This window comes from Olsenella sp. Marseille-QA0557 (assembly GCF_965119725.1).
Classification (GTDB): Bacteria; Actinomycetota; Coriobacteriia; order Coriobacteriales; family Atopobiaceae; genus Coprovicinus; species Coprovicinus avistercoris.
The window spans coordinates 1,573,617-1,587,758 of sequence record NZ_CBCPMI010000001.1; the positions used below are offsets into that span (position 1 = coordinate 1,573,617).

Annotated in this window: 14 protein-coding genes; 13 read left to right on the forward strand and 1 reads right to left on the reverse strand. The window is 50.9% G+C overall.

The annotated features are described in order from the left end of the window. Positions 1 to 105: 105 nt before the first annotated feature. Positions 106 to 294 (reverse strand): 50S ribosomal protein L28, encoded by a 189-nt coding sequence (gene rpmB, locus ACQY6Y_RS07170; protein ID WP_428379631.1) that lies wholly within the window; start codon positions 292 to 294, stop codon positions 106 to 108. Positions 295 to 607: 313 nt separating this feature from the next. Between rpmB and ACQY6Y_RS07175 the strand changes: the two genes are divergently transcribed. From ACQY6Y_RS07175 to ftsY, 13 genes are all read left to right on the forward strand, one after another. After that, entirely contained in the window at positions 608 to 952 is a 345-nt protein-coding gene (locus ACQY6Y_RS07175; RefSeq protein WP_428379632.1) for an Asp23/Gls24 family envelope stress response protein, read from the forward strand. An 84-nt stretch (positions 953 to 1,036) separates the two neighbouring features. Next, on the forward strand, positions 1,037 to 2,722 hold the full coding sequence (locus ACQY6Y_RS07180; RefSeq protein WP_428379633.1) for a DAK2 domain-containing protein: 1,686 nt from the start codon (positions 1,037 to 1,039) through the stop codon (positions 2,720 to 2,722). 9 nt (positions 2,723 to 2,731) lie between these two features. Further along, complete coding sequence (locus ACQY6Y_RS07185; protein ID WP_428379634.1) at positions 2,732 to 4,945, forward strand: ATP-dependent DNA helicase RecG; 2,214 nt, start codon at positions 2,732 to 2,734, stop codon at positions 4,943 to 4,945. Continuing rightward, positions 4,945 to 5,529, forward strand: coding sequence for a 16S rRNA (guanine(966)-N(2))-methyltransferase RsmD (rsmD, locus tag ACQY6Y_RS07190; protein ID WP_428379636.1), 585 nt, complete (start codon positions 4,945 to 4,947; stop codon positions 5,527 to 5,529). The genes ACQY6Y_RS07185 and rsmD overlap by 1 nt, the downstream gene beginning before the upstream one ends. Beyond that, the gene (gene coaD / locus ACQY6Y_RS07195) at positions 5,526 to 6,080 is read left to right on the forward strand and encodes a pantetheine-phosphate adenylyltransferase (RefSeq protein WP_428379637.1); all 555 of its coding nucleotides are present in this window, start codon (positions 5,526 to 5,528) and stop codon (positions 6,078 to 6,080) included. Before rsmD ends, coaD begins: the two co-directional genes overlap by 4 nt. 71 nt (positions 6,081 to 6,151) lie before the next feature. After that, on the forward strand, positions 6,152 to 6,649 hold the full coding sequence (locus ACQY6Y_RS07200) for an ATPase (protein WP_428379638.1): 498 nt from the start codon (positions 6,152 to 6,154) through the stop codon (positions 6,647 to 6,649). 14 nt (positions 6,650 to 6,663) lie between these two features. Continuing rightward, positions 6,664 to 7,230 (forward strand): YceD family protein, encoded by a 567-nt coding sequence (locus ACQY6Y_RS07205; protein WP_428379639.1) that lies wholly within the window; start codon positions 6,664 to 6,666, stop codon positions 7,228 to 7,230. A 146-nt stretch (positions 7,231 to 7,376) separates the two neighbouring features. Further along, on the forward strand, positions 7,377 to 7,556 hold the full coding sequence (gene rpmF / locus ACQY6Y_RS07210; RefSeq protein ID WP_428379640.1) for a 50S ribosomal protein L32: 180 nt from the start codon (positions 7,377 to 7,379) through the stop codon (positions 7,554 to 7,556). Positions 7,557 to 7,655: 99 nt separating this feature from the next. Continuing rightward, positions 7,656 to 8,639, forward strand: a complete 984-nt coding sequence (gene plsX, locus ACQY6Y_RS07215) for a phosphate acyltransferase PlsX (protein WP_428379641.1) — start codon at positions 7,656 to 7,658, stop codon at positions 8,637 to 8,639. 76 nt (positions 8,640 to 8,715) lie between these two features. Next, complete coding sequence (locus tag ACQY6Y_RS07220; protein ID WP_428379642.1) at positions 8,716 to 8,952, forward strand: acyl carrier protein; 237 nt, start codon at positions 8,716 to 8,718, stop codon at positions 8,950 to 8,952. Positions 8,953 to 8,962: 10 nt separating this feature from the next. Further along, complete coding sequence (gene rnc / locus ACQY6Y_RS07225) at positions 8,963 to 9,685, forward strand: ribonuclease III (protein ID WP_428379643.1); 723 nt, start codon at positions 8,963 to 8,965, stop codon at positions 9,683 to 9,685. Positions 9,686 to 9,688: 3 nt separating this feature from the next. Then, positions 9,689 to 13,234, forward strand: a complete 3,546-nt coding sequence (gene smc / locus ACQY6Y_RS07230; protein WP_428379644.1) for a chromosome segregation protein SMC — start codon at positions 9,689 to 9,691, stop codon at positions 13,232 to 13,234. After that, positions 13,234 to 14,139 (forward strand): signal recognition particle-docking protein FtsY, encoded by a 906-nt coding sequence (ftsY, locus tag ACQY6Y_RS07235; protein ID WP_428379645.1) that lies wholly within the window; start codon positions 13,234 to 13,236, stop codon positions 14,137 to 14,139. The genes smc and ftsY overlap by 1 nt, the downstream gene beginning before the upstream one ends. The last annotated feature ends 3 nt before the right edge of the window (positions 14,140 to 14,142 follow it).

Below are 14,142 nucleotides of genomic sequence, written 5' to 3' on the forward strand. Positions count from 1 at the left end.
TCTGTAGATGTGTTTTGAAAGAATAGATAGTTTGCAGATAAGAAAAGACCGCCCGAAGGCGGTCTTGCAATACAAGCTCAATGTGTGCGAGCGCACGTGGAGGCGCTAGGAGCGGGCAACCTTACCAGACTTGAGGCAGGTGGTGCACACATTCATGCGCTGACGACGACCGTCTACAACAACGTGCACAGACTGAATATTGGGCTTAAACTTGCGATTTACAACGCGGTGGGAGTGGCTAATAGAGCGACCAGCAACAGCGTGCTTACCGCAGATCTCACAAACCTTGGACATGGCTAGAACCTCCGTAGATGCGGCGCAAGAGCGCCCGCAATGACACATAGCTGGATAAATATAGCACAGCTGAGCTCCTGTGCAAGCAAATAAGCCCTCTGTTTTATGGAGGTATCGTTGTGAAAATTGCACTTAGCCTGATTATTTTCTTTCAAATACTGGTAAGAGGTCTGTAGGAAATCTCCATTTTCTAACTGCATAGCCTCAACGCGTGTGCTAAGCACTCCGTGTGGACTATAATCGCGAGATAAAGCATTGAAAACGTGTCGGGCGCTTCTATATACACGTGCTGGCGCGACCGAAAGGAGCGGGTATGACACAGGCCATCCCCGGGACACTGAGGGTCTCTAACGACTGCATTTCTGATCTTGCAGGGTATGCTGCCATGCAGTGTTATGGCGTGGTTGGCATGGCTTTTACCGACGCAGATGAAGGTGTTACCAGGCTTCTACCAACCGCAGGACTGCGTAAGGGTATCGACGTTTCTCAAAACGAGAACGGTCTCATTGTAGATATGCACGTAATTGTTGAGCAGGGTGTCAACATGTCTTCCGTGGCAAAAAATCTCTCGGATGCCGTTTGCTTCCTGCTTAAAAGTATTGCTGAGCTTGAGGATGTGGATGTCCATGTTCATATTGAGGGCATGCGCGTCCACTGAGGATTAGTTTGGGAGTAGGTAAACCTCCCATGTTGCCGCATTGCGGCTATTCATTGGCATCCATAGGAACCGAGGATTCTTCACATGATTGCATCTGTCATTAGGACCTGCTTCCCTGTAGCGGCTCAAGCGGTGGCCGACAAGGCGGAGGAAATTAACAAACTCAATGTTTTCCCCGTGCCCGATGGCGATACGGGTACCAACATGTCGCTCACATTAAACACCGTGGTGAGCGAGCTTCAGGCGTTGCCTGCGGACTGTGATATGGAAGCTGTCTCTAAGGCAATTACACATGGTTCACTCATGGGTGCCCGTGGTAATTCGGGTGTTATTACGAGCCAGATTCTACGTGGCATTGCCGAAGGTCTTATCGATGCAGATCAAGAGCATCCTACAACCTCTGATCTTGCAAAAGCATTCCGTCGTGGTCAAAAAGTTGCATTCCAGGCTGTTCGAAAGCCTGTTGAAGGCACCATCCTTACGGTACTTAAGGATGTCACTTCTTGTGTTGAGAAGTGCGATGCTAAGCGTTTCTCAGTAAATGACACGCTTGCCGCTCTTGTGGTTGAGGCATACGAATCAGTTGCGCGCACACCCGATTTGCTACCAGTGCTTAAAGAGAATGGCGTTGTGGACTCCGGTGCATATGGATTTGCAACTTTTATCGAGGCATTTGTTAATGCGTGCTTAGGTAATACCGCAACCGTTTCTTTCACTCCTACGGTTGCTACAAATACGGAAGATGCCGCAAAAAGCCACGTGGATGCAAAGGTGGCGATTGAGCTCAATGATGATTGGGAGGGCTCAGAGTATCGCTATTGCAATGAGTTCCTTTTCGAAGCCAATGATGCGGATTTTAACGAGGAAGAGACGCTTGCCTTCTTGGCTTCCATGGGCGACTGCGAGCTTTTAGTAGGCGATAATCCCACCTATAAAGTGCATGTTCACTCAAATGAGCCTGATAAGGTTTTGGCTTACATGCTTGAGCGTGGTCAAATCTTTAATGTCTTTATTCATAACATGGATCTTGAAGCAGCAGATCGTACTGCCAAAATTGCGGCTGATAAGGCTGCTGAGGAGGATGACGGTCCTCAACGCGAGCGCACCGAGCTTGGGTTTGTCGCTGTTGCAGCTGGTTCGGGACAGGCAGAAATATTGCGCTCTCTCGGCGTAAATGTCATTGTCTCTGGCGGACAGACCATGAATCCTGCGACTGCAGACATTCTTGCTGCAATCGAAAAAGCCAATGCGAAGTCCGTGATTGTACTTCCAAATAACAGCAATATCCGTATGACTGCTGAGGCTGCTGCCAACGCTTGCGATGGCTGTGAGGCGGCAGTCGTTCCCACCAAAACGGTTTTGCAGGCATTTGCCGCGATGTTTGTTGCAGATCCCGAAGCATCACTCAGCGACAATGTTGAAGCTATGACCGAGGCTATCTCTGAAGTTCGAGATGGCGAGGTAACGACGGCCGTTCGTGATTCTGCTGCTGCGGATGGTTCTCCCATTCACGCAGGGGATGTTATGGGCATTGTTGGTGGAGCAATTATTGCTGTGGGCAATTCCGTTGAGGATGTCACGCTCGATATCATCAATAAAATGCAGGACGATGAGGAAGGGGATACGCTTACCATTTTGGCAGGATCAGATCTTGATGATGAAGCGTTCTCCCAGCTCTGTGATGCTATTGAAGAGGCTCAGCCCGATCTTGAGATCGATGCACACCGTGGTGAGCAGCCCCTCTATCCGGTGATTTTCTCAATTGAGTAGGCGGTTTTTGTGAGCGCTTGCAACCAGCCGGATTCTCCGACGTTAAAGGGGCAAGCTCCTGCAATTACACCTGTGGCACATCGCCTTTCGTGTACCGTAGCGCTTTCTGATAATGTCTCGCGGCTTCGCTATGTAACTGAGCCGCGAGCTGCTGCTCTCGACCGCTTAGGTATTCATACTGTTACGGAGCTTCTTCATCACGAGCCGCATCGCTACTACGATTTTTCTCATCGTGTATCCATCGGTTATGCTGATGTTGGCTCTCAGGTAACCGTTGTAGGTCAAGTAGACCGGATTAAGGTTAAGCGCCCGCGTCCACGCCTTTCGATCGTTGAATTATCTGTGATCGATGAGACAGGCGTTATGCTGGCAACCTTTTTTAAGCAACCCTGGGTAGCTGAGCAAGTACACGAAGGGGATTGGATTGCTCTTTCGGGCAAGGTGAGTTTTGCCTATGGGTTTCGCCAGATGAAGGCCCCCTTTTATGAAGTATTAGCTGCAACAGATAATCCGGAAAACTATGCTCGGGTGCTTCCGGTACATCCTGTTGGTGAGGGCATTTCTGTTGCATGGATGCGACGCATTATGGCGGCTGCGCTTGCCGATATAGGAGATATAAGCGATTTTGCGCCAGCTTGCCTTGTTGCCTCACATGATCTTATGACAGAAGCTTGTGCTTTACGGGAGCGTCATTTCCCACATTCGTTGGATAGCGCTGGAAAAGCCCGCCGTCGACTTGCGTATGACGAACTGCTCTGTCTCCAACTTGCACTGCTTGCTCGTCGGCGACTCTCACAGGGTGATGCTGCTGCCTTCACTCACTGTATTACTGGTCCGCGGCTTGCTGCACTCCGAGCTGCCCTGCCCTTTACGCTTACCGAGGAACAAGAGCGCTCAGTCATAGAAATTCTTTCAGATATGGCTGCTCCACACGTTATGAATCGTCTGTTACTTGGCGATGTTGGAACAGGAAAAACTATTGTTGCAGCCTGTGCTTTAGCCTCTGCTGTGGACAGTAATACGCAAGCAGCTATGATGGCTCCTACCTCTGTTCTTGCTCGTCAATATGCGGAGAAGTTGGGACCCCTTTTTGATGAGGTGGGCATACCGTGGGCTCTTTTGGTGGGTGCTACAGATCCGGATGTGCGCGCTCAGACAACCGCACGTCTTGCTGAAGGAATGCCAATGGTGGTCTTTGGTACCACGGCACTTCTTTCGGAAGATGTTGCATTTACGCGCTTATCCCTTGTGGTTATCGATGAGCAACATCGCTTTGGTGTAGAGCAACGCGCTGCTCTCAGAGCAAAGGGACCGGGGTGTGATTTGCTTGCTATGACAGCAACTCCTATCCCGCGAACATTGGCACTCTCCATTTATGGTGACTTTTCACTTTCGCGCATAGCAAGGCGGCCACATGCAGGGGCGGGCATCACTACCGTATCGGTAACCCCAGAAAATCTCGATTTAGCCTATGGAGCTATTCAGGATGCGCTGGCAGCTGGGCATCAAGCATATATCGTCTGTCCTCTCATTGATGAGAGCGATGCTGGCAGTGATATTGCCGATGATATGGTCCGCGATGCTCTGCAAGAGCAAAACGGCTCGGCATCCATCTCTAACATGCATGCTGCCACTACAACAGCAAAAAAGCTTTCGGAACAAGTATTTCCGCATGCGCGGATTGATGTTCTCACCGGACGCATGGCCGCTGCAGATAAAGACCGTGTGATGGAGCGCTTTTATGCAGGCACGATAGATATTCTCGTGTGCACAACGGTTGTGGAAGTTGGCGTAGATGTGCCAAACGCAACGGTGATGCTCATCTACGATGCCGATCGTTTTGGTTTGGCTACACTGCATCAATTGCGCGGTCGCGTAGGAAGAGGAACGACTGCTGGTACGGTGTATCTCGAGACGCGTGCTCGCAAAGGAACACCTGCACGGAAACGTCTTGAGGCTCTGGAAGCAACTTCTGATGGTATGAAGCTTGCACAGCTTGATCTTGATCTTCGCCATGAAGGAGATGTGTTGGGATATCGTCAACATGGCGTAAGGTTGAAAACGGTAGATTTCAGTGCTGATGAAGATTTAATCCAGGCAGCACATGATGATGCTGTTGCAATTGTCACGAAAGACGCTGAATTACAATCGGACGAGTATCGTGCTTTGCGTTTAGAAGTTCGCCGGCGTTATGCATCTTATTTTGAAGAGATGGAGGGTTGATGAGGGTTATTGGTGGACGTTGGCGCGGCAGGCATTTAGACGCTCCCGAAGGTAGGGGAGTAACTCGTCCAACGACCGATCGTGTTCGTGAGGCAATGGCTTCAATGGTGCTTGCAGCGTGTGGCCTCTCGCTCACTTCTGTCCATGTTCTCGATGCCTTTGCCGGATCCGGTGGTCTCGGAATTGAGTTGCTCTCACGTGGAGCTGCCTCAGCAACGTTTGTTGAAATGAACCGTAAAAGCGCAGCGGTTGTCCGTCGCAATCTTACTCAGCTGGATGTACGCTCTCCAGAAGCTCGGGTGCTTTCAGGAGATATATTTCGTTTGAGTGCTCGCGGTTCTCTTCCTGGTGCTCCTTTTCAAATTGTGTTGCTCGATCCACCTTACGCAACTGATCCAGAAGATCTCGCGCAACTTCTTGCTTCGCTTATGGAACATGGGTCCCTTACAGAAGGTTCACTTGTTCTCTATGAGCGTGCTGAACAAAACAAAACGCTTCAGATGCCTCTGTTGATGCCCATTTCTTCTAAGCGTTATGGCTCTACACATATCGACCTTCTCCGTGTGGAAGGAGTGGAACAATGAGACGCCCTTTGGGTTCCGATATTGTTCATGCGGTAGTACCGGGCACATTTGATCCGGTTACCTTTGGCCATCTTGATGTAATTGTTCGTGCCAGCCGTCTTTTCTCAAAGGTAACCGTGGCGGTGGCTTCCTCTCAGGGAAAGAATGGCACAGGGCCGGTATTTACGCTTGATGAACGTATGGATATGGTCCGTGAAGCTCTTATTCAAGAGGGCGTTGCTTGTGGACCCGCAGAGCGCGTGGATGTGGCACCGCTTACTGGCCTGTTGGTAGATTTTTGCCATGAGGTGGGTGCAGGAGCTGTTGTGAAGGGTTTGCGAGCAACAACTGATTTTGAATATGAATTACAGCAGGCAGATCTTAATGCCCGACTTGCTCCCGACCTCGAAAGCATTTATGTTATGTCCAGTCCTGAACTCGGATTTATCTCTTCTTCGATAGTTCGAGAGCTTGCTGCGTTTGCTGGACCGCTTGATTTGCTTGTGCCACCGGTTGTAGAGCAACGTCTACGTGAGCGTTATGGGCGAAAATCTGATACGCTGCTATCGTAAAAGAATAAGTTGGCCTGGCGCTTGTCCGGGCTATTGGATGGGTGCGAGATCCTCACGAAAGGAGACCTTCAATGCAGCCGGGTGAGGAAATCGAGAGCTTGGTTGACGAGCTTGAGGCCATTGTGAGCGAAGGCAAGACTCCGCTTACGGGTGGTGGACAGAAAAAGATCATCGATGCGCAGGATATCTATGAGATCCTGGATGAGATTCGTCGGGTATTTCCCCAGGAATTTGCCGATGCTCGCCGTATTGTAAAAGAGCAGAGCGAGATTATCGCTCATGCGCAGCAGCAGGCTGATTCTATTGTGGCCGACGCTCAGCAGCAGGCTATGATTCTTGCTGGCGATCAGGAAATCGTTCGTCTTGCGCAGCAGCAGGCTGATGATATTCGTGACCAGGCGCAGCAGTATGAGCGCGATACGCGTTATAACGCCGAGGAATATGCAGAATCTGTGCTCGAGCATCTTGAGGAAAATCTCAAGTCGCTTACCGGCACGGTTTCGAGAGTACGCCAGACATTGGATGAGAATTCTGGTCCGCGTAATACTTCCAACAATGTGCCCTGGTAGGGGTTGTGTTTGCTATGGAGCCTATCATTGTTCGTGTGGATGAGCGTCTAGAAGCGCCTGGTGAGTCGATTACCGTCTCGGGCACTTTGGATTTGTCGTCGTACGAAATGGGCGGTCGTACCTTCACTTTGCCCGATGGGGCATCGTATAACCTCGTGCTTACCAATGCTGGCGATGGTATTTTGGCCACTGGTATTTTGCATGCACATGTAGAAGGTGTTTGCGACCGGTGTCTCGATCCTGCTGCCTTTGATGTTTCTGCAGAGGTGGATGAATACTATCTCTTTGAAGAGCCTGAAGAAGCTTTTTCTGAGGATGAAGAGGATGATGTCGATTATTCGCTCATCTCAGATGACGATACGATCGACCTGTCCGAAGCACTTCTCAGTGCCTTGCTCATGGAAACGCCCTATATCGTTCTTTGCCGCCCAGACTGTAAAGGTTTGTGTCCAATTTGTGGAGCAAATCTTAATGAGGGCGACTGTGGGTGTGCCAAGCAACAAGAAGAGAAGGAGCTCGAAGAAAGTCCATTCGCAGTTTTGCGCAATCTTCAACTCGGTGAAGACGAGTCAAACGAGTAAAATCGTGCTTGTTGTGTGAAGCTGGAGATTTGTGCTGAGAAACACACAAATACCGCAATATGTGGTACTATTGTCCGCTGTGATTCGTTGCGGGCGTGCGCATCGTCCGCTCGCTATCTTCAAGGACGTTGTTAGAGAGGTTCATGATGGCAGTTCCTAAGCAAAAGAAGGGCCGCGGTGCCACTCACACTCGCCGTTCGGCTAACAGCAGGCTTGATGCGCCCGCTCGTTCTGTTTGCCCGCAGTGTGGTGCTACAAAGCTCCCGCATCGCGTATGCCCCAATTGCGGCCACTATCGCGACCGCGAGGTAATCGTTACTGAGTAACGAAAACGTATGCACGGCCCGGGAGGCCGGCCCTTCTGGGGTCGGTCTCTTTTTTGTATGAATTGTTCGCGTACATAACGCGAGGAGGGAAGGAAAGCCATGACCACCATTTGCGTAGATGCTATGGGCGGAGATGAGCGTCCTGAGGTTGTACTTGAGGGCATTGCTCGTGCTCTTGAAGCAGATTCAGATCTCGAGGTTTTGGTAGCTGGAAATGAAGAGGTTGTCCAACCCTTCTGCGCCTCTCATACGAAGGCTCGTGCACTTGTAACTACTGAAGTTATCGGCATGGGGGAGCATCCTGCTGAGGCTGTACGCACAAAGACCGATTCAAGTATTGTTCGTGCATGCGAGGCAGTACGTGCCGGTGAGGCAGATGGCTTTTTCTCTGCAGGTTCTACTGGCGCTATGCTTGTAGCTTCCACGCTTAAAGTTGGCCGCATCAAAGGTGTTAAGCGACCTGCTATTGCTGTTGCATTTCCTGCAGCTGCAGGTCGAGAAAAGGTAGTGCTTGACCTTGGAGCAAACGCCGATTGTCGTCCAGAGGTAATTGTTCAGTTTGCACGCATGGGAGCCGCCTATGCACATGTTGCACTTGGTATAGAAAATGCTCGTGTTGCTCTGCTCTCAAACGGATCCGAAGATACAAAGGGTTCTGAAACAGTTATTGCTTATCATGAAGCACTTGCTGCTGCAGACTGTGGTTTTGTGGGCAATTGCGAAGGCAATGATCTGCTTATGGGTGATTTTGATGTTATTGTCTGCGATGGATTTACGGGCAATATTGCTCTTAAAACCATCGAAGGTACGGCAAAGTACCTCATTGGCCGCCTGCGCAATGCAGCGAATGAATCGAAGCGCTATTTATTGGGAGCAGGTCTTCTTAAGCCGGCAGTAAAAGACATTGCCAAAGATCTTTCTGGAGATGCTCATGGCGGTGCCATTCTTCTTGGTTTGAAGGCTCCCGTTTTGATCGGTCATGGCGCCACTAGTGCAACGGCTGTTATGAATGGCACACTCGCTACTGCCGCTGCCGTTCGTAATGGGCTTGTTGAGCGCATTGCAGCATATATCGCTTCCTAGAGTTGGGTATGAGTACAATCGGGAAGTAGAACCTGACATTGCTGCATAAATGTGCAGAAAGAAGGAGGGAGCGCGTATGGATCGCGCAGCCATACTTGATACGGTTATCCAGCTTGTTTCCGAGACGTTGGGCGTAGATGCCTCATCGGTAAACGAAGACACTACGTTTGCCAGTCTCAATGCGGACTCATTTGACATGTTGGAGCTTGTCACCAGCATGGAAGATGAATTCGGCATGGCCTTTGATGAGAGTCAGCTTTCGTCGATCATAACTGTTCATGATGCAGTAGACGCTATTGCTGCGGCTCAGTAAGGAGTCGCTTGTGGCGTCACGTATTTCACAGATCGATCGGCTTGAGCAGATTACAAACTATGTATTTAAAGACAAGGCCCTTGCACAGAGTGCCATTACGCATCCTTCGGCTGTAGAAGGTGAGCCTATTTGGTGCTCTTATGAGCGCCTTGAATTTCTTGGCGACTCCATTTTAGGTGCCCTTGTTGCGACCGACTTATTTGAGCGCTATCACGATATGGACGAGGGCTGTCTTACTCGTATGAAAATAGCGCTCGTTTCAGGAAACATGCTTTCTGAGGTTGCAGGTGAACTGGGGCTTGGCGAATGCATTATTTTTGGCGGGTCAGAGCGCGGTACTCATGCCCGCGGTATGCATTCAGCTCTTGAAAATGTCTATGAAGCGGTAGTCGGCGCTTTGTATCTCGATGGTGGTGCTGAGCCAGCACATGCTTTTGTCGAGCGCACCTTAGAGCCGCGCATGTCTCGTCATCTCGCAGCGACGGCGGAAAGTCCTAAATCCTTGCTGCAAGAGGTTACACAGCGGGATTTTAAATGTGCCCCGTCATATAAGCTGATAGGCCAAGAGGGGCCTGCCCATAGCCCAACATTCACCTCTGTCGTTCTTGTGGATGGCAAACGCGTTGGTCGAGGAAGCGGTTCATCTAAAAAGGAGGCTGAGAGCATGGCCGCGCTTGCAGCGCTGCGCCACTTGGGCTACGTTCCGGCGGCTGATGAGGAAGCAAGGGAGTAGTTCGTGTATCTCAAGTCCCTTACGCTCAAAGGCTTCAAGTCCTTTGCAAACCGCACGCATATGTCCTTTGACCCGGGCCTTACTGTTGTGGTTGGGCCCAACGGCTCTGGCAAATCCAATGTTTCCGATGCTATTTTATGGGTGTTGGGTGAGCAAAGTGCTCGTATGTTGCGCGGGCAAGTTATGGAAGATGTTATTTTTTCAGGCTCTTCGGCTCGTCAGCCCGTTGGCGTTGCTGAGGTAACGCTGGTCTTGGATAACACCGATCATACCTTGCCGGTGGACTTCTCTGAAGTTGGCATAACACGCAGAATGTATCGATCAGGGGAGTCGGAGTACCTCATCAATGGAGCGCCAGCACGCTTGCGCGACATTCAGGATATTTTGCATGACTCTGGCCTTGGCAAAGAGACCCATTCAATTATTTCGCAGGGCAAGCTCGATTCAATCTTACAGAGTCGTCCTGAGGAGCGGCGCGAACTCATTGAGGAAGCTGCGGGTATTTCCAAACATCGCCGTCGTAAAGAGCGCTCCCAGCGCAAGCTGGTAAGTATGGATGACAATTTGCGTCGCGCTAAAGATGTTGCTCGAGAAATTACTCGGCAACTGAAACCGTTGGAGCGTCAGGTTGATAAGGCTCGTCGTGCAGAAGACCTCACCACGCGTCTTTCTCACCTTGAAACAACGCTTGCGGTTGATGATTTAAGAAATCTTCAGACCGAGTGGAATAAGCTGGACACTCGTGGTCGTGAAGCATCCGCTGAGCTTGAACTTGCAAATTATCGTTTTGAAGAGCGATCACGCGAGCTGGAAAAACTCCAGTCTATGCTCGAAAAGAAAGGTCTGTTTGTAGGCGATTTAGGCGAGCAGCGTAGAAGAACGCAAGATATGCTTGGTCGTCTTGAGTCTGATATGCGTTTGCTTGAGGAAAAAGGACGCAATATGGTTTCGCGCCTTTCTGAGGCGCGTGCGAGCTTGTCTTCAATCGAGCGTCAGCGCAGTGAAGCTGCCGAGCAGCTGGAACATTCCCAAGATGATCTTGCAAGTTCGGCAGCTATGCTCTCTCAGTTGGAAGAAGACGTCGCAGATCTAGGCCCTAAGGCAGCTGAAGCGCGTAAGGCTTTGCAGGAAAAAGATAGTCGTATCGAGCAACTCAGTACCGAGCAGCGTTCTTTGCAGCGTGTGGCTGACGAAGAGACGCTTGCCTATGCTCGTTTGAGCGAGCAGGTATCAAATGCTGAGGTTGAAGACGCTATGTTTGCAAGTCGTATCTCTCAGCTTGAAGAGACCATTGCTACCTGTGATGAAGCTCTTGCAGCACGCCGTTCAAGGATTCAAGGGCTTGGCGAGGATATTGCTGAGGCAGAAGATGCACTTGCTGATACCTCGAAATCAATTGATCGTCTTCGCACGGAACTGAATGAGGCTACGCAGGTAGAAGACCGAGCTCGTCGTGCGCTTTCCGAAGCTCAGGCATCGCTAGCAGCATTGCGCTCTGTCGACGAAGCACAAGCGCTTGCAAGTCCGCTTGTGCAAGCACTTTGCTCCGACGAAAAGGCATCTGAGCTGGTGCAGTGTCGTCTGAGTGATCTTATCGATGTTCCTCCTGAGCTCGAAGAGCTGGTCGAGAGGTTATTAGGCGATGACCTCGCAACGCTTGTGGTTGCCAATGAGAGTTCGCTTGAGCGCGTTGCTGATCGCGCTCTGGATGCTGCCTCTCACGGTGGACGCGCTGTTATTGCAAGCCTTGCATGCTCGAATACACCTAAGGACAACGATGGTGGTGCGCTTGATCTTCTCATCAATCACCTTGGGGTGAGTGACGGAGCTCGCGGACTTGTTGAGGCTTTGCTTGGCGATGTGGCTTTGGCTTCCAACCTTGCAGAGGCGCTCCACAACCATGAAACGAATCCGGGCTTTTGCTTCGTAACACCGGATGGCGTCACCATTCTTGAAGATGGCAGATGCGTCGTGGGTACTTCTGGTGCCGAAGCGGGTGCCCTGGAGCGTAAGCGTAGAATACGCGCCCTCGACGACGGTATGGATGAATTAGAAGCTCAACTGGAAGATGCTGGTGCTACTCACGAACAGCTCACCCAGTCGCTTGCTGAGGCTCGTGAGACGCAAGCACAGGCTTCTGGAAAGCTTGCAACGCTCAAAGGTGAACTTTCATCGGTTACCTCTGACATTGGCCGTCTTGAGGCCCAGCAGACACAAGCACACGACGAGCTTGCTCGTTTGCAAAAACAGCGAGAAGAGGCGAGTGCGAAAGCGGCTGAGGCTCGCCCTCAGCTCGATGCTCATCGCCAGAAGGCTCAAGAGGCTCAGGAAAGTGCAGGCGAGATCGCACAACTTCTTGAGGATCTTACTGAGGAGCGCAAACAGGTTGCAGAGCATGAGGCGCAGGCAGCCGCTAAGCTCTCCGAGGCTCGTTTGTCGCTCGCTACCGTGCGGGAGCGTAAGCGCCACGTCGAAGAGCGAGCGGATGAGTTGAGCAGGCGCCTTACTTCTCTTGAAACACGTCGAAGTGCATTGGAAGATTCTGCGCGGTCGTTAGATGTCTTGCGCCTCCGAGTGGATCCTCTCCATGAGCGTTATGATGCCATTCGCGAGGTGGCACTTGCTTGGGCAAGTCGCTTGCGTGATCGCGCCAGCCTTGCCGAGGCCGATTCCGACTCTTTGAAAAATACTATTGGAGAAGCAAAAACACGGCTGCAGGAAGCTGAATCGGCGCGCGATGCCGCCCGAGAGACACTCAACGAAGTTCGTGTTATCTCAGGTAAGCTTGAGGTACAGGTGCAGGCTGCCGTAAGCGACATAACTGAAAGCAGCGGCATACCGCTTGAAGAAGCACTCACGCTGCCAGCTCCGGAAGACCGTGAGGCAATGGAGCAAGAGGTTGCCACTATTAAGCGCAAAATTGCCGACATCGGTCCCGTTAATCAGGTAGCTATGGAAGAGTATGCTCGCCTGAAAGAGCGCTCTGATTACATTGCTGAACAAGTTTCAGACTTGGAACAGGCACGAGGAGCGCTTGCAAAGATTGCGGCGGCCATTGATAGAAAAATGCGCAATCAGTTTTTGCAAACGTTTGCAAAAGTTGATAAGAACTTCCAAGAAGTTTTTGCTCTTCTCTTTCCTGGAGGTAGGGCAAATCTTGAGATGACTGATCCCGATCACCCCTCAGAGACTGGCATTGAAATCGTTGCACAACCGCGTGGTAAACGACTGGCTAAAATGACCCTCATGAGCGGTGGCGAGAAGTCACTTACTGCCCTTGCTTTGCTCTTTGCGGTATATCGGACGCGCACGGTTCCGTTTTACGTATTTGACGAGGTTGAGGCAGCGCTCGATGATTCCAATCTTGATAAGTTGTTGGGTGCGATTGAGAGTTTAAAGGAAACAACACAGCTTATCGTGATCTCTCACCAGAGAAGAACCATGGAACAGGCAGATGTGCTCTATGGTGTTTCTATGCAAGCAGATGGTGTGAGTCGTGTTGTATCACAGCGTCTTGATCATACAACCGGAAAGGTGGTAGACGCCTGATGGGTATAGGTTTGAAGGAGCGCCTTAAGCGTGGACTTGAGCGTTCTCGTGCAGCGCTTAATGAGATCTTCTATATGGGTGGCGAGGTTGACGAGGAATTTTGGGATGATCTTGCCGACACACTAGTTTTGGGAGATATGGGCGCTGAGGCTGCGCTCGAAGTGAGTGATTCGGTAAGGGATTGTGCTGCTCGTGAAGGCCTGAGAACTCCTCAGCAAATTCGTCGTGTGCTCGCACAGCGTATCGCAGAGCTCTTTCCTGTTCCCGAGCGCGATCCTTTTGAGGATCTTCCCAGTTGCGTGCTGTTTGTAGGTATCAATGGTGCCGGTAAAACAACAACTGTTGGAAAGCTTGCGGGCGTTGCTCAATCTGAAGGCCATCGCGTGCTTATCGGAGGGGCTGATACGTTCCGCGCTGCTGCCATCGAGCAGCTTCAGGTGTGGAGTGATCGTGCTGGCGTGGAGATGATCACTCGCGATCGTGGTGCAGATCCTGCAAGTGTGTGCTATGACGTGCTGGAAGAGGCGGAGAAACGGTCTTCCGATCTTGTGCTGATAGATACAGCGGGACGCCTTCATACTTCTCCTGAACTTATGCGTGAGCTAGCAAAAGTTGTATCAGTTACGCGTAAACGCGCCACTATGCCAGTCTCTGTCGTATTGGTTATCGATGCCACAACTGGTCAAAATGGCTTGTCCCAAGCAAAAGAGTTTAACGAGGCCTTGGATATAGACGGACTTGTTGTTACTAAACTTGACGGTACTGCCAAGGGTGGTATTGCGGTTGCTATTGCACACCAACTGAACTTGCCTATCTACCGTATTGGAGTGGGCGAGAGCATTGAAGATTTGCAGACTTTCGATGCCCTTGCATTTAGCGAGGCGCTTGTCGGTGAGGGAGCGTAAGCG